Here is a 14,437-nt window from a genome sequence, read left to right on the forward strand (position 1 = left end):
TTGATCCGGACAAAAGGAGCGATGTGACCTCTCTGGAGCTCGTGCGCGGGGCGTTGAGCCGGTTCGCCCGGCGGGAGGCGCACGGCGTCTCCCCGCTCTACGAGCACCTGGCCGCCCGCGCGGCCGAGGACGACGAGGTCGCCGGCCTGCTGACCGCCGCGCCCGAGCGGTTCGCGCACCCGACGCTGCTGCTGGCGGCGGCCCACCGGCTGCTCCAGGCCGAGCCGTTCCACCGGCTGACCGACTACTACCCCTCGCTGGGCGGCTCCTGCGGCCCGGACGAGGGCACCTGGCCGCTGTTCCGGGAGTTCGTGCTGGAGCGGGCCGACCGGGTGCGGGAGCTGGTCTCGCGGCGCACCACGCAGACCAACGAGGTGCGCCGCGCCGCCCTGCTCTACCCGGCGCTGGCCCAGGTCAAGGGGCCGGTGGGGCTGCTGGAGGTCGGCTGCTCGGCCGGGCTGCTGCTCAACCTCGACCGGTACGCCTACCGCTACCAGACCCAGCAGGCCGGGCAGCTGGCGGCGGGGCCGGCGAAGGCGCCGGTCGGGCTGCACTGCGCGCTGGAGCTGGCGCCCGGGGCGGAGCTGCCGAAGATCCCCAAGTCGGTCAAGGTGGCCGCGCGGGTCGGCCTGGACCGGGCGCCCGCGGACCTGACCGACGAGGACACGTACGCCTGGTTGGAGGCGTGCGTGTGGGCCGACCAGCCGGAGCGGGTGCGGCTGTTCGGCGTGGCCGCGACCGCGCAGCGCAGGTCGCCGCCGGAGTTCGTGACGGGTGACGCGGTGGCCGACCTGCCCGGCGCGGCCGCGCGGGTTCCCGAAGCCCTCCCGCTGGTGGTGATGACCAGCAACACCCTGCCGTACCTGGCGGGGGAGGAGTTCGTCGCCGCGCTGGCCGGGTTGGGCCGGCCGGTGTGGTGGATCAGCCACGAGAGCTACGCGGCGGGGCTGGCGCACGTCCTGCCGGGGCGCGACGACCTGCGGCCGGACCCGGCCGGACCGGCGTTCGGCGTGCTCGGGCTCGTCCACTTCGCGGACGGCGCGCTGCGCTCGGCCCGCGCGCTGGCGCGCACCGCCCTCCACGGCCAGCGGCTGATCTGGCTCCCCTGATCGGGCGAAGTCGATCAGCGGCGGGGGAGCTGCCCCCACGCCGCGAGGGTGTCGTGGAGCATCTCGGTCAGTGGGAGTGTGGCCAAGATCGCAGAGTCGGCCCACCGGGCGTCGGAGGCGTCGTCACCCGCCCGGAGCGTCCCCGATCGCACCTGGCAGGCGTAGTCGTGGATCTCGTAGACCCCCCGTGGCGCCACTCGGTCAACCGTGCCGACCCACGCCCCGACGGTCACGGAGAGTCCCGTTTCTTCCCGTACTTCCCGCACAAGTGCGGTCTCGTCGGATTCACCCGGTTCGACGCGCCCTCCCGGAAGTGACCACAGTCCCTCACCTGGGGGATTGCGGCGACGCACGAGCAGCACTCGCCCATTCGTGTCATGCACTATCGCGCCAACGCAGCGGGTCCGAGGGGCACTTTTGGCCGTCACGATCACGAAGCGTAGTCGCACCGGGTTGGCGGTGCTGGAGGCTGCCCCGAGTGCGGTACAAATCTCCCGACTTGCCGCAGAGTGCGGTACAACGGTTTTCACTGGCGCCAAACGGGTGCGGTAGCGAACGGGGTTGATCACCGTGAATCTGAAGAAGATTCTCACTTTCGCCGGGGTCGGCTTGGTCCTGTTCTTCCTCATCGCGGAGCCGCAGCAGGCGGCTCAGCTGGTGCAGAACATCCTCGGGACCCTCCGGGAAGCGGCTGAGGCGCTCATCACCTTCGTGAAACAATTGTTCTGAGTCGCGCCGGCTCCTCCCTCCCCCTCGGCGAGAGGTCTAGGCATGTTCGCACCACGGGACCCCGACGAGTACCTGCTGCCGACCGAGCGGCGGGTCATCCGGGTACGCAGGCACTGGAGCAGTCTGCTCTGGGATCTGGTGGAGGCCGGGGCGCTGCTCGCCGGCGCCATGATGATCTCCTACCTGCTGCCCGGGAACGCCGGCATCATCCAGAACATCCTCTGGTACGCGTCCCTGTTCGTGCTGCTCAGGCTGGCCTACTTCGTCATGGAGTGGTGGGTGGAGCGGATCGTCGTCACCGACAAGAGGTTCATGATCTCCTCGGGGGTCTTCGAGACCAAGGTGGCCATGATGCCGATCAGCAAGGTGACCGACCTCACCTACGAGCGCACGTTCCTCGGGCGCATGTTCGGCTTCGGCACCCTGGTCGTGGAGTCGGCGGGTCAGATCCAGGCCCTCAACCGGATCGAGTACCTGCCGAACCCCGAGGAGGTCTACGACGCGATCTCCGAGCTGACCTTCGGCGACAAGAAGGCGCAGGCGGAGCGCTTCTCCATGATCAAGGCGCAGCGGGCGGCACGCGGCAAGAAGATGGTGCCGTAGGCCGCGCGGCGGCGTAGGTCAGACTGGGTGGGTGCGCATCGACCTGCACACCCACTCGACCGAGTCCGACGGCACCGACACGCCGGCCGCGCTCGTGGCCGCCGCGGCGGCCGCGGGCCTCGGTGCCGTCGCGCTGACCGACCACGACACCGCCGCCGGCTGGACCGAGGCGGCCAACGCCCTGCCACCCGGCCTGAAGCTGGTGCGGGGCGCGGAGCTGTCCTGCGCCTCCGACGACGGCCTCGGCCGCAAGATCACCGTGCACCTGCTGGCCTACCTGTACGACCACACCTCGCCCGCCCTGGTCGAGGAGCAGCTCAGGCTGCGCCTCGAACGGCGGCAGCGGCTGCGGCGGATGGCCGAGCACATGGTGGCCGACGGCTTCCCCATCGACCCGGACGAGCTGATGGCGGCCATGCCCGCCGACGCCCCCGCGGGCCGGCCGCACCTGGCCATGGCGCTCATCCGGGCCGGCGTGGTCACCACCGTGGACGAGGCGTTCGCCAAGTACCTGACCGGTGGGCGGTACTACGTGTCGCGCACGGACACGCCCGTCGAGCGGGCCATCCGGATGATCACCGAGGCGGGCGGGGTGACGGTGCTCGCGCACCCGTTCGCCACCTCGCGCGGGCCGATCGTGAGCGACCAGGTGGTGGCCGACCTGACCGACCTGGGGCTGGCCGGCGTCGAGGTGGACCACCCCGACCACGACCGGGCCACGCGGGCGCGGCTGCGCGGGCTGGCCGGCGAGCTGGGGCTGCTGACCACCGGGTCCAGCGACTACCACGGCACGAACAAGACGGTGGAGCTGGGCGCCGAGACCACGTCGCCGGACGTGCTCGACGCCCTGGCCGACCGCGCCACGGGCTGCAAGGTCCTGGTGGGCTGACCGACCCTGACGGGCTGACCGACCGGCCGCAGTGGGCTGACCGGAGTGGCGGGCTGACCGGCCGGCCTCGGTGGGCTGACCGCCGTGGTGGGTCGACCGGCCGTGGTGGGTCGACTCGCCTACCCGCCGTTCGCGCAACCTCTCCGGACAGCACCCCCGACTTCCAGGCGGTCTCGCCGCGACGCCGGAGGCGGCGCATTCAACCCTGTAGCTTTGGCCCGTGCCTGAGCAGTTGGGGTTCGACTTCGGGGCCGCCCCGAAGAAGCTGGTGAAGGTGACGCCGGCGAAGCTGTCCACGTGGGCCGACTGCCCGCGTCGCTTCCGCATGGCCTACCTGGACCGGCCGACACCCCCGCGCGGCGGCGCGTGGGCGCACAACACGCTCGGCGCCGTCGTGCACAACGCCCTCAAGGCCCTGTTCGACCTGCCCGCCGACCGCCGCACCCCCGAGCAGGCCGTGGCCCTGCTGCACCGCCAGTGGAAGGACGACGGCTTCCGCGACGCCGAGCAGGCCGCCGGCTACCGGGACCGCGCGGTCGGCTGGGTGCGCGACTACGTCGAGGGCACCGACACCTCGATCGAACCGGTCGGCATCGAGCGCTGGGTGTCCACCCCCACGACCCGGATCGTCGCCGAGGGGCGGGTCGACCGCATCGACCTGCGCGACGGCGAACTGGTGATCGTGGACTACAAGACCGGGCGGCACGCCCTGACCGTGGACGACGCGCGCGGCTCCCAGGCGCTCGCCCTGTACGCGCTGGCCGCGCGGCGCACCCTGCGCAGGCCGTGCCACCGGGTCGAACTGCACCACCTGCCCACCAGGTCCGTCGCCGTGTGGGAGCACACCGAGGAGAGCCTGGGCCGGCACGTGACCCGGGCCGAGGAGGCCGCCGACGAGCTCAGCCTCGCCTCCGACACCCTCGCCGCGGGCGGCGACCGGGACGTGCTGTTCCCGCCCCGCACCGGCCGGCAGTGCACCTGGTGCGACTTCCGGCGCTCCTGCCCCGAGGGACAGCGCGCGTCGCCGGCGCTCGAACCGTGGGAGCTGCTCGCGCCGTAGAGTTGACCACGTGACGATGGTCGACAGCAGACCCGAACCGCGCGTGGCCAGGCTGTGGCGCGGGGTCAGCGGAGCGTTCGCCGTCGGACTGGTGCTGCTGGCGCTGGCCCTGATCGGCGTGCAGGTCTACGCGGGCGCCCACGACCTGCCCGGACCAGGGCTCGACGTGGTCGCCGGCCACGTCGGGGCAGCCGTCGCGGCGGCGGTGGCGCAGGTCTTCGCGGACCGCCGGCAGGGCCGCGCCGTGACGGTGTGCGGCCTGGTCGTGGTCGTGCTCACCGCCCTGACGATGTGGTTCTACTGGTGGGCGTGAGCCTCAGCTGAGCCACGCCCGCCACGTCGGCAGCACCGTGCCCAGCAGCGCGTCCGGCGCCTCCGTGTTCGGCGAGTGCACCACCCCGGGCAGCGCGGCGAAGTCCGCGTCGAGCCGCTCGGCCATGTCGCGCTGCGCGGCCGCCGACCACGCGTCGTCCAGCTCGCCGCACACCACCAGGCACGGGGTGCCCGTCGTGCGCAGGGTGCGGGCCAGCTTCGCGACCAGGTCCGGCTCGGTGCGCAGCGCCTCGCCCATGCCCAGCAGCCCCGCCGGCGACGAGCGGACGAACCGCGTCCGGTAGAAGTCCTTCAGCTCCTGCGACATCACCCGCCAGTGCGGGTTCAGCGCCTGGCGGGACTCGTTGACCTGCTGCGCCGCCTCCACGCCCCGTTCGCGCAGCACCACCTCGCCCTGGTCCAGCGCGGCGCGCCGAGCCCCCGGCGGCAGCTCGGACGGACCCGACGCGAGCAGCGTCAACCCGGACACCGGAGCGCCCGCCAACACCGCGCCCCGCGCCACCAGTCCCCCGAACGAGTGGCCCAGCAGCAGCACGCGCCTGCCCTCCGCGGCGAGCTTCGCCACCAGTTCGGACAGCCCCACGCCCAGCGCCGAGGGCCGGTACTCCGCCTCCGCGACCGGTCCGGTCGACTCGTACTGGCCGGGCAGGTCGACGGCGACGACCTCGATGCCCGCGTCGGAGATCGGGTCGAGCAGGGGCACGAAGTCCTCTTTGGACCCCGTGTAGCCGGGGACCAGCAGCGCCGTGGCGCCCAGGTCGCGCCCGGCGGCGGGGGAGCGCAGGGCGGCGATCGGGCCGTGCCTGCCGGGCAGGTCGACGCGCGCCGCGCGGTGCGGGCTGAACTGCGAGTGCACGTCTGGCAGTCTGCCGTACCGGGGGCGCGGACGCGTGGTGGTCCTCCGCACCGGCTGCGGGGCCGACCGGGTGGTTCGACGTGACGCGGGCGACAGCGGGACCTTCTCCCGCCGCGCCTTCCCGCCTCCCCACCCACCGCAGCGCGACCAGCGTGTCGCTACCGCAGCGCGACCAGCGTGCCCCCGCGCTGCTCCAGCACGACCGGCCCCTCGGTGGCCATCTCCACGGGCCCGGTGTACCCCTCCCGGTCGACCGGCACCGAGGCCACCTCCTGGCCGCTGACCTGGTCGATCACGTCCAACCCGCCGGCGACCGGCACGAGCAGGTGACCGGCCATCGTGGTGCCGGTGCCGAGGGTGCCGTCCACCGTCCACAGCGGGTTGAGGTCGTTGAGCGACAGCGCGATCGTCCGCGACCCGGTGAACCAGTAGGTGTTCGCCGTGCTGGTGAAGGTCGACGCCACCCGACCGGGCGGGTCGCCGGCCAGCTCCTCCGCGGTCACCTGGACGGGGTACTCGGCCACCAGGCTGCCGTTGTCGGCGTCGAAGACCGTCAGCTTGCCGGGCGTGGCCACCGCGACCCGCGTCGCCGTCAGCGCGACCACCCGGGTGCCCTTGTCGGCGAGCGCCATGCTGCTGATGACCTGCGGTTCGTCGGACTTCTCGGGGTTCGGCTTGAGGATCGTGATCCGGTCGCCGGGGTCCTGCTCGGGGCACCGCTCCAGCACCGCGACCTTGCCGGGCGCCACCGCGAACGAGCCGTACGTGCAGTTGGGGCGCGGCTGCTTGCCCGGGTTCACGATGGCGCGCAGGGTGCCGTACTCCAGCGACCGCACCAGGTCGTCGCGGCGGTAGACCTCGACGAACTTCTCCCCGGTGGTGAGCACGTGGGAGCCCTCGTTCAACAGGCGGGTACCGAGCTCGGCGTCACCGTTGCGCTGCGGACCGCGGGTGCCGGAGGCGGTGTCGAGGGTGGTGACCTCCGAGCAGTTGATCTCCTTGCGGTGCACGGCGAACACCCGGCCCCACGCGGTCGACACGGTGCACAGCGGCCAGTCGCGGCTGTAGCGCCAGCGCACGTCGCCGGTCAGCGCGTTCCGGCCGACGACCTCGCCGCCGTCGCCGGTGACCACGACCGAGTCCAGGTTCACCGGCACCGGGGTCGCGCCGCTGGGCGCGCGCCACACCTCCGCGAGCGCGGGCGGCAGCACGGTCACCGGTTGGAGGGGGGTGATCTGCGACGGGCCGGTCTGGCTGGTGGTGTTGCGGGCGTCGCTGGTCAGCCACACCACCAGCGTCGCCACCAGCACCGCCACCGTCACCAGCGCGACCCCGATGAAGTCACCCCTGGTGCGCCACGAGCGGGCGGGTAGCGGCTCGTCCGCGTCGTCGTGGAGGTCGGCGGGATCTTCCATGACGTCCTCTGCCAGGACGCCCCGCCCGTTCGCCTCCGCCTGCTCCGGCTGACCCACTGCCCGGCTCCCCGTTGATCGGCGATCTGTCTGGCGACATGCTCCCACCACGGGGAAGAGGTCGGTGTGAACCGCGGCCCATGTGAGACCACAACCCCTGCGGCGGCGGGGCGGTGGCCTACCCCTCCCCACGTGGCGCACGGGCGGTGGCCTACCCCTCACCCGCGTGGCGCACGGGCGGTGGCCTACCCCTCACCCGCGTGGCGCACGAGCCGTGGCCCACCTCTTACCCGCGTGGCGCACGGGCGGGCCCGTCTGCCCCGTGGCGCGAGGCGGCGGGCGGTCCCGGGTGCTCCTGGTGCTCCGGCTGCCCCGTGTGGCGGACCGCGGCCCGTGGGAGCCGCGGTCTCAGGTGTGGACCGCGACCCCTGTGCGAGTCGCGGTCCCGTGGTGGCCGGCGTTCCTCACTCTTTTAACCGAGTGTCGGTAACACCGTTTCCGTACATTTTCGGCCCATGATCACTCAATCGAGTGACGCACAAGCCCGTTCACCAGCAGAAACGTCTCGTCGAACAGGCGTGAGCCTACTCCGCCGACGGGGCCTCCGCCTCGCCACCACCGGCACGCCGACGCCTGCGCCGACGCGGGCGGGACGGGCCGTCCGCCGACGAGGACTGGGCCTCGGCGTCGCCGGGCGCGCCCGCGGGCACCTCGCTCGGGGTCCCCTCGCCCTCGACGGACACGCCGGCGCGGCTGCGGCGGCGCTTGCGCGGGCGCTTGGTCCCCTCCTCGTCACCCGAGGACGAGGGCGAGGACGACGGGGCCGACGACGGGGCCGACGAGGACGACGACGGCGCCGAGGGCGACGACTTCGGGGCGGCCTCGTCCGCCGCCTCGCCACGACCCCGGCGACGCGACTTGGACCGCGTCTTCTTGCCGCCGGTCTTCAGGTTCTCCTCGGGCTCCGCGTCCAGCCCGGCCCGCGTGCGCAGGCCCAGCGGCAGTCGGCCGGAGGAACCGGACGGGATGTTCAGGTCGGTGAACAGGTGGTCCGACGTCGAGTACGTCTCCACCGCCTCCGGCTTGCCCAGGCCGAGGGCGTCGCTGATCGACTTCCAGCGCGGCTCCTCGTCCCAGTCCACCAGCGTGACCGCGACGCCCGTGCGCCCCGCCCGACCCGTGCGGCCGATGCGGTGCACGTAGGTCTTCTCGTCCTCCGGGCACTGGTAGTTGATGACGTGGGTGACGCCCTCCACGTCGATGCCGCGCGCCGCGACGTCGGTGGCCACCAGCACGTCGATCTTGCCCGACCGGAACGCCCGCAGCGCCTGCTCGCGCGCGCCCTGCCCGAGGTCACCGTGCACGGCGGCGGCCGCGAAGCCGCGCTCGACCAGGTCGTCCGCCACCTTCTGCGCGGTGCGCTTGGTGCGGGTGAAGATCATGGACAGGCCCCGGTCGCGGACCTGGAGCATCCGGGCCAGCAGCTCGGTCTTGTCCAGGGCGTGCGCCCGGTAGACGAACTGCTCGGTGCGCTCGTGGATGGCGCCCGCGTCGTTCTCCTCGGCCCGCACGTGCGTGGGCTGGTTGAGGAACGTCCGGGCGAGCGTGATGATCGGCCCCGGCATGGTCGCCGAGAACAGCATGGTCTGCCGCTCGTCGGGCACCATGCGCAGGATCCGCTCGATGTCGGGCAGGAAGCCCAGGTCCAGCATCTCGTCGGCCTCGTCGAGCACGAGCCCGCGCACCTTGCCGAGCACGAGGTGCCGCTGCTCGGCGAGGTCGAGCAGCCGGCCCGGGGTGCCGACGACGACGTCCACGCCCTTGCGCAGCGCCGCGATCTGCGGCTCGTAGGGCCGCCCGCCGTAGATGGCGAGCACGCGCACGTCCAGGTGCCTGGCCGCGTCGGTCAGGTCGTGGGTGACCTGGAGGCACAGCTCGCGGGTGGGCACCACGACCAGCGCCTGCGGCGTGCCGTCGCCGGGGGTGGTGATGCGCTGGAGCAGCGGGATGCCGAAGCCCAGCGTCTTGCCGGTGCCGGTGCGGGCCTGGCCGATGACGTCGTCGCCCGCGAGCGCGAGCGGCAGGGTCAGCTCCTGGATGGCGAACGCGCGCTCGATGCCCGCCTCGGCGAGCGCGCGCACGATCTCCTCGCGCACGCCCATCTCGGTGAAGGTGGGGGAGTCGGTCCGCGCCGGCGCGTTGGCCACCAGCGGGTGCGAGGTGTCCCCCTCGGGGACACCGGCCTCGCTGTGCTCCAGGGTCACGGGATCGATGGGGGTGTCTTCGTTCATCGCAGTCAGGGTGATCGCCTCTCTCGTACCAGCGCGCACGGCCTGTACGGGCCGCTCGACCGCGTCACCGCCGCTGGGCCGCCGAGGGCCGGGCGAGGTCGCGGGAGGGGCCGGCGAGGTTTGTGCGCGCACCCTCTCCTGACGGCACGGTGCCGCCGCAGTTCAGCCGTCGGTACCGCTGCGAGCCCCCACTGGGCCGCGCCGCACCGGGCGTCGAAGCACCACAATACCCGCCGACCTGGACGATCGGGGCACAACGACGACGTCGTGGGTGCGGCGTGCCCGGCTAGGCTCCCCGGCATGAGCGAAGCGGAGGCGGGGCGGGCGGCGGTGTCCGACCAGTTCGCCGAGGGGGTCGTGGACCTGCTCGGGGCGATCGCGTACGGCGAGCTGTCGGCGTTCGACCGGATGGCGGAGGACGCCCGCACCGCGCCGACGCTGGCCGGGCGCGCGGCGCTGTCGCGGATGGCCGCGGCCGAGATCGGCCACTACGCGCTGCTGGACCGCTACCTGGCGGAGCGGGGCCGGTCGCTGGAGGAGGCGATGCGGCCGTTCGCGGCGGGCTTCGACGCCTTCCACGCCTCCACCGCGCCCCGGTCGTGGCTGGAGTCGCTGGTCAAGGCGTACGTGGGCGACGCGCTGGCGGCCGACTTCTACCGCGAGGTGGCCGAGTGGCTGGACGAGCCGACCCGGGAGCTGGTGCTGGCGGTGCTGGCCGACACGGGTCACTCGGCGTTCGCCGAGCGCGAAGTCCTGGCGGCCTGCGAGGCGGACCCGAAGCTCCGCGACCGGCTGACCCTGTGGGGCCGCCGGCTGCTCGGCGAGGCGTTGACGCAGGCCCAGTACGTGGTGGCGGAGCGGGACGGGCTGGCGGAGCTGATCATCCGCGGTTCGGGGGACCTGGCGGGCATCGCCACGCTGTTCCGCCGGCTCCAGCAGAGCCACACACGCCGCATGACCGTGCTCGGCCTCGGCTAGTGTTGCCCTCGACAGCCATCGTCGCGCGCACGGAGGTCAGCGTGGAGGTCAGGGTCGGCATCGCGGACAGCCCGCGGGAGCTCGTGGTGTCCAGCGGGCTCACCCCCGATGAGGTCGAGGCGCAGGTCGCGGACGCGCTGAAGGCGGGGTCCGGGCAGCTCGTGCTGGTCGACCAGAAGGGCGCCCGCTTCGTGGTGCCCGCGGCGCGCATCGCGTACGTGGAGATCGGCCCGAGCGACGCCCGCCGGGTCGGCTTCGTCGCCGGCTGAGCCGTTCGGCACGGCCGTGGACGACCGGAAGGGCACCCGAACGGGTGCCCTTTCCGCGTGTTCGGGTCCCGGTCAGCCGACCGGGAAGGGCGGGGTGGAGGTCCCCGCGACGCGGTAGCGCCCCCACGGGTCGGGGTCGGTCAGGGACCCGGTCGCCGCGCCGCCGGGGGTGCGCAGCAGCGCGGTCCGCGCGCCGCCCTCGACCAGCTCGGTGACCCGCTCGTCCGCCGCGACCCGGCCGTACCAGTGGTAGCGGCCGTCGATGGGCTGGAAGAAGCCGCGCAGCTCGACGCCCACCGGCACCTCCCGCTGATCGAACACCAGCACGGCCTCGCCGGTGTAGCCGTCCTCCTGGTGCCCGTCCTCCTGGTGCCCGTCCTCCTGGTGCCCGTCCTCCGGGTGCCCGTGCCCGTCCGGACCGTGTTCCCCCGCCATCACGCCTCCCTGCCGTCGACCAGCCGCAACCGGGGTTCGGACAGCGCCTCCTCGGGGGAGAACTCCGTGGTCAGCGGCGCGTCCGGGTCGATCTCGACGCCCGCGGAGCGCAGCAGCCCGTCGATGGCGTGCCAGATGATCGTGGTCAGGTAGTCGCTCAGGCTCGCCCGGGTCATCGACTGCCGGTCCAGCCACCAGTCGCCCGCGTTCTGCACCATGCCGACCAGCGCGTGCGCCCACGGCTCGGCGCCGCCGGAGTCCATGCCGAACGCCCGCAGGTAGTCGCCGAGCAGCCGCGCCAGCGCGTTGGCGATCATGGTCTTGTCCTCGCCGACCACGTCCTGCTCGACCGGCCGGTCCGCGAACGAGGCGCGCACCACGAACCGGTACAGGTTGGGGTGCTCCTCGATCACCGACAGGTAGGCGTCGACGATCCGCGCGATCCGGACGCGGATGGGCCCCTCGTGGCCGATGGCCGGGCCGAGCCGGTCCATCAGCATCTCCGTGGCCCGCTGCCCCACCGCCAGGTACAGGTCGGACTTGTCGGCGAAGTGCCGGTAGAGCACCGGTTTGCTCACCCCGGCCTCGGCGGCGATCTCGTCCATGCCCACGTCCGGGCCGTGCCCGGCGACCGCGCGGATGGTCGCCTCGACGAACTCGGCGCGCCTCGCCTCGCGGTGGCCCTTCCACCGCTCGCGCCGAGCGTCCGTCCCGCCCTTGACAGTTCGAGCCATGTGACGCACGCTACCAGAAGTAACCGTTACCTCAAGTAACATGTACTCGATCGGGGAGGGGTCCATGACGAGGACCGTCAAGGTGGCGGACCGCGAGAAGACCGCCGAACGGCTGCTCAACTCCTCGGCCGACCGGTCCTACGACCCCGAGGTCGACATCGACTGGTCCGCGCCGCTGGTCGAGGGCCTCCGGTACACCCCCGAGCACCGCTGCTCCCTCTACGGCACCGCGCTGTGGGACCGGATGAGCCCGGAGCAGCGCGTCGACCTGTCCCGGCACGAGGTCGCCAGCATCGCGTCCGTGGGCCTGTGGTTCGAGATCCTGCTGATGCAGATGCTCCTCAAGGAGATCTACGGCGCGGACCCGACGACCCGGCACGCGCAGTACGCGCTGACCGAGATCGCCGACGAGTGCCGGCACTCCACCATGTTCGCGCGCCTGGTCGAGCGCATCGGCTGCCCGGCCTACGGCCCCCGCCCGCACACCCGCCGACTGGGCAAGGTGCTGCCGGTGATCGGCTACGGGCCCGCGCTGTACGGCTCGATCCTGGTCGCCGAGGAGGTCCTGGACCGGCTCCAGCGCGAGGCGATGGCCGACGGGTCGGTGCAGCCGCTGGTGCGCATGGTCAACCGCATCCACGTGCTGGAGGAGGCCCGCCACGTGCGGTTCGCGCGCGAGGAGGTCGTGCGCGGCATGGCCACGATCACCCGCAAGGAGCTGCCCTACCAGCGGTGGCTGCTCGCGACCACGTCCATGTTCGTCATCCGGTCGCTGATCAACCCCGAGGTCTACGCCGCGGTCGGGCTCGACCGGGACGAGGCGCACCGGGCCGCGCTGGGCAACCCGCACTGGCGGGAGACGATCCGCTGGTCGGGCGAGCGGATCATGGGGTTCCTGGACGAGGTCGGCCTCGTCGGCAAGCCGGGGACGCGCGCGTGGCGCCGGTCCTTCCTGCTCGGGTGAGCGCGGTGGGCGCGGCGGTGGGGGGCACCACCCGGTTCACCACCTCGGACGGCGCGGAGCTGCACGTGGTCGACACCGGCCCGCGCGACGCCACGACCACGACCGTCCTGGTGCACGGCTGGACGCTGGACCACACCTCGTGGGACGAGGTGGCGCGCGGGCTGCCCGGCCGCGTGCTGCGCTACGACCTGCGCGGTCACGGCCGGTCGTCGCCCGCGCCGGAGGGCACGGCCACCATCGCCCGGTGCGCCGACGACCTGGCCGAGCTGGTCGGGGCGCTCGTGCCGACCGGGCGGGTCCTGCTGGTCGGCCACTCGATGGGCGGCATGACGATCATGGCGCTGGCCGAGCAGCACCCCGCGCTGGTGGACCGGCTCGCGGGCGTGGTGCTGGTCGCCACCTCTTCGGGTGAACTCGCGGGCACGACGCTCGGGCTGCCGGGCGCGCTCGGGCGGCTGTTCACGGCGGGCGAGAAGGCGGTGAACCGGCGGATCGCCCGGTCCCGGCGGCCGAGGCTGCTCAAGCGCACCGGCGCGGTGCGGCCGGGCCTGCGCTGGCTGCTGTTCGGCGAGCGGCCGTCGTGGCGGCACGTGGCGATGACGGCGGAGATGGTCGGGTGCTGCCACCCGGTGGCCATGGTGGCGTTCCGCGACTCGCTCGACGAGCACGACCGGCGCCGGGCGCTGGCCGGGCTGGCCCGGGTGCCCGCGGTGGTGCTGGCCGGCACCGCCGACCGCCTCACGCCGCTCGGGCACGCGCGCGTCATCGCCGACGAGCTGCCGGGGGCCGAGCTGGTCGTGCACCCCGGCGCCGGGCACATGCTGCCCCTGGAGAGGGCGGAGGAGGTCACCGCGCGCATCACCGCGCTGCTGCGCCGCCCCGCTCCCGGTGGGTCGGCGCCCTGACCGGCGAGTCAGGGCCCTGACCGGTGGGTGGGCCCCGTCGGGGAGGCGGCCCACCCGCCGGTGTCAGCGCTGGGCGTCGAGCTCCTGGGCGTCCCACTGCTGGCCGTCGAGGGTCTGGCCGTCGAGGTGCTGGAGCGGGAAGCCGCCGCCGATGCCCCGCCACGCCAGGTTGGAGATCAGCGCCACCGCGTCCTCCTTGGCCACCTGCCGGTCGTCCGCCAGCCAGGCCCGCGCCGTCACCTGCGACAACCCCACCAGGCCCACGGCCAGCAGCCGCGCCCGGTGCTCGTCCAGGCCGGTGTCGGCGGTGATGGTCTCGGTGATCGCGTCCACGCTGTCCGTCGTCGCCCGCTCCACGGCCTGCGCCACGGCCGGCTCACCCCGCAGGTCGGACTCGAACACCATCCGGAACGCCTGGCCCTCGCCGTCCACGAAGTCGTAGAACGCGCCGACCGTCGCCTTGACCCGCTGCTTGTTGTCCGTGGTGGACTCCAGCGCGTCGCGCACCCGGTTCACCAGCTCGTCCACGTGGGACTCCAGGAGCGCCATGTAGAGCTCCAGCTTCCCGGGGAAGTGCTGGTAGAGGACGGGCTTGCTGACGCCCGCGCGCTCGGCGATCTCGTCCATCGCGGCGGCGTGGTAGCCGTTGGTCACGAACACGTCCTGCGCCGCGGCCAGCAGTTGGGCGCGCCGGGCGGTGCGGGGCAGCCGAACGCCCCGCCCCGCGGCGCCGCCGTGGTGCCCGACCGCAGTCTGGGCCGTCTCCGTCATGGTGCCTCCAGCCAACCGATCATCGCGGAACCGGGAAGGGGTTGCCCCGCCGGCTCGTCGGCAACCTTACTCGCTGGTAGGAGCGACCCGGGAAAGCTC

At 73.3% G+C, this 14,437-nt stretch carries 17 protein-coding genes; 10 read left to right on the forward strand and 7 right to left on the reverse strand.

Annotated elements, in window-relative coordinates:
* Positions 1-23 precede the first annotated feature (23 nt).
* A complete protein-coding gene (locus Q5530_RS32080) occupies positions 24-1,109 on the forward strand; it encodes a DUF2332 domain-containing protein (RefSeq protein WP_415366557.1) in 1,086 nt (361 codons plus the stop codon).
* Positions 1,110-1,123: 14 nt separating this feature from the next.
* On the opposite strand, the gene Q5530_RS32085 is transcribed toward Q5530_RS32080, so the two are convergent.
* Entirely contained in the window at positions 1,124-1,537 is a 414-nt protein-coding gene (locus tag Q5530_RS32085; RefSeq protein ID WP_415366558.1) for an NUDIX hydrolase, read from the reverse strand.
* Between the two features lie 142 nt (positions 1,538-1,679).
* On the opposite strand from Q5530_RS32085, the gene Q5530_RS32090 reads away from it, so the two are divergent.
* The 5 genes from Q5530_RS32090 (at position 1,680) to Q5530_RS32110 (ending at position 4,703) form a co-directional block, all read left to right on the forward strand.
* On the forward strand, positions 1,680-1,838 hold the full coding sequence (locus Q5530_RS32090; RefSeq protein ID WP_170185132.1) for a hypothetical protein: 159 nt from the start codon (positions 1,680-1,682) through the stop codon (positions 1,836-1,838).
* 42 nt (positions 1,839-1,880) lie between these two features.
* Entirely contained in the window at positions 1,881-2,441 is a 561-nt protein-coding gene (locus tag Q5530_RS32095; protein WP_380638458.1) for a PH domain-containing protein, read from the forward strand.
* Positions 2,442-2,472: 31 nt separating this feature from the next.
* A complete protein-coding gene (locus Q5530_RS32100; protein ID WP_415366559.1) occupies positions 2,473-3,330 on the forward strand; it encodes a PHP domain-containing protein in 858 nt (285 codons plus the stop codon).
* A 220-nt stretch (positions 3,331-3,550) separates the two neighbouring features.
* Complete coding sequence (locus Q5530_RS32105) at positions 3,551-4,390, forward strand: PD-(D/E)XK nuclease family protein (RefSeq protein WP_415366560.1); 840 nt, start codon at positions 3,551-3,553, stop codon at positions 4,388-4,390.
* A gap of 10 nt (positions 4,391-4,400) precedes the next feature.
* Positions 4,401-4,703, forward strand: coding sequence for a hypothetical protein (locus Q5530_RS32110; RefSeq protein ID WP_415366561.1), 303 nt, complete (start codon positions 4,401-4,403; stop codon positions 4,701-4,703).
* A 3-nt stretch (positions 4,704-4,706) separates the two neighbouring features.
* Here Q5530_RS32110 and Q5530_RS32115 read toward each other — a convergent pair whose 3' ends face one another.
* The 3 genes from Q5530_RS32115 to Q5530_RS32125 all read right to left on the reverse strand — a co-directional run bounded on the left by Q5530_RS32115 (position 4,707) and on the right by Q5530_RS32125 (position 9,282).
* On the reverse strand, positions 4,707-5,579 hold the full coding sequence (locus Q5530_RS32115) for an alpha/beta fold hydrolase (protein WP_415366562.1): 873 nt from the start codon (positions 5,577-5,579) through the stop codon (positions 4,707-4,709).
* 158 nt (positions 5,580-5,737) lie between these two features.
* Complete coding sequence (locus Q5530_RS32120) at positions 5,738-7,051, reverse strand: PQQ-binding-like beta-propeller repeat protein (RefSeq protein ID WP_415366563.1); 1,314 nt, start codon at positions 7,049-7,051, stop codon at positions 5,738-5,740.
* Positions 7,052-7,575: 524 nt separating this feature from the next.
* Positions 7,576-9,282 carry a DEAD/DEAH box helicase gene (locus tag Q5530_RS32125; RefSeq protein WP_415366564.1) on the reverse strand — a complete coding sequence of 569 codons (1,707 nt, stop codon included), beginning with the start codon at positions 9,280-9,282 and terminating at the stop codon, positions 7,576-7,578.
* 300 nt (positions 9,283-9,582) lie between these two features.
* Between Q5530_RS32125 and Q5530_RS32130 the strand changes: the two genes are divergently transcribed.
* Positions 9,583-10,260, forward strand: coding sequence for a ferritin-like fold-containing protein (locus tag Q5530_RS32130; protein WP_415366565.1), 678 nt, complete (start codon positions 9,583-9,585; stop codon positions 10,258-10,260).
* Between the two features lie 41 nt (positions 10,261-10,301).
* Entirely contained in the window at positions 10,302-10,529 is a 228-nt protein-coding gene (locus Q5530_RS32135) for a DUF3107 domain-containing protein (RefSeq protein ID WP_415366566.1), read from the forward strand.
* 72 nt (positions 10,530-10,601) lie between these two features.
* On the opposite strand, the gene Q5530_RS32140 is transcribed toward Q5530_RS32135, so the two are convergent.
* The gene (locus Q5530_RS32140; protein ID WP_415366567.1) at positions 10,602-10,964 is read right to left on the reverse strand and encodes a DUF4873 domain-containing protein; all 363 of its coding nucleotides are present in this window, start codon (positions 10,962-10,964) and stop codon (positions 10,602-10,604) included.
* Positions 10,964-11,698, reverse strand: coding sequence for a TetR/AcrR family transcriptional regulator (locus Q5530_RS32145; protein ID WP_380638468.1), 735 nt, complete (start codon positions 11,696-11,698; stop codon positions 10,964-10,966). Before Q5530_RS32145 ends, Q5530_RS32140 begins: the two co-directional genes overlap by 1 nt.
* 64 nt (positions 11,699-11,762) lie before the next feature.
* Between Q5530_RS32145 and Q5530_RS32150 the strand changes: the two genes are divergently transcribed.
* Together Q5530_RS32150 and Q5530_RS32155 are read left to right on the forward strand one after the other, a co-directional pair.
* Complete coding sequence (locus Q5530_RS32150) at positions 11,763-12,662, forward strand: AurF N-oxygenase family protein (protein ID WP_415366568.1); 900 nt, start codon at positions 11,763-11,765, stop codon at positions 12,660-12,662.
* Positions 12,659-13,567, forward strand: coding sequence for an alpha/beta fold hydrolase (locus Q5530_RS32155; protein WP_415366569.1), 909 nt, complete (start codon positions 12,659-12,661; stop codon positions 13,565-13,567). The genes Q5530_RS32150 and Q5530_RS32155 overlap by 4 nt, the downstream gene beginning before the upstream one ends.
* A gap of 63 nt (positions 13,568-13,630) precedes the next feature.
* On the opposite strand, the gene Q5530_RS32160 is transcribed toward Q5530_RS32155, so the two are convergent.
* On the reverse strand, positions 13,631-14,338 hold the full coding sequence (locus Q5530_RS32160; RefSeq protein ID WP_380638471.1) for a TetR/AcrR family transcriptional regulator: 708 nt from the start codon (positions 14,336-14,338) through the stop codon (positions 13,631-13,633).
* Between the last annotated feature and the right edge of the window lie 99 nt (positions 14,339-14,437).

The sequence above is a fragment of the Saccharothrix sp. BKS2 genome, from assembly GCF_047689505.1.
Lineage (GTDB): Bacteria > Actinomycetota > Actinomycetes > Mycobacteriales > Pseudonocardiaceae > Actinosynnema > Actinosynnema lopnurensis.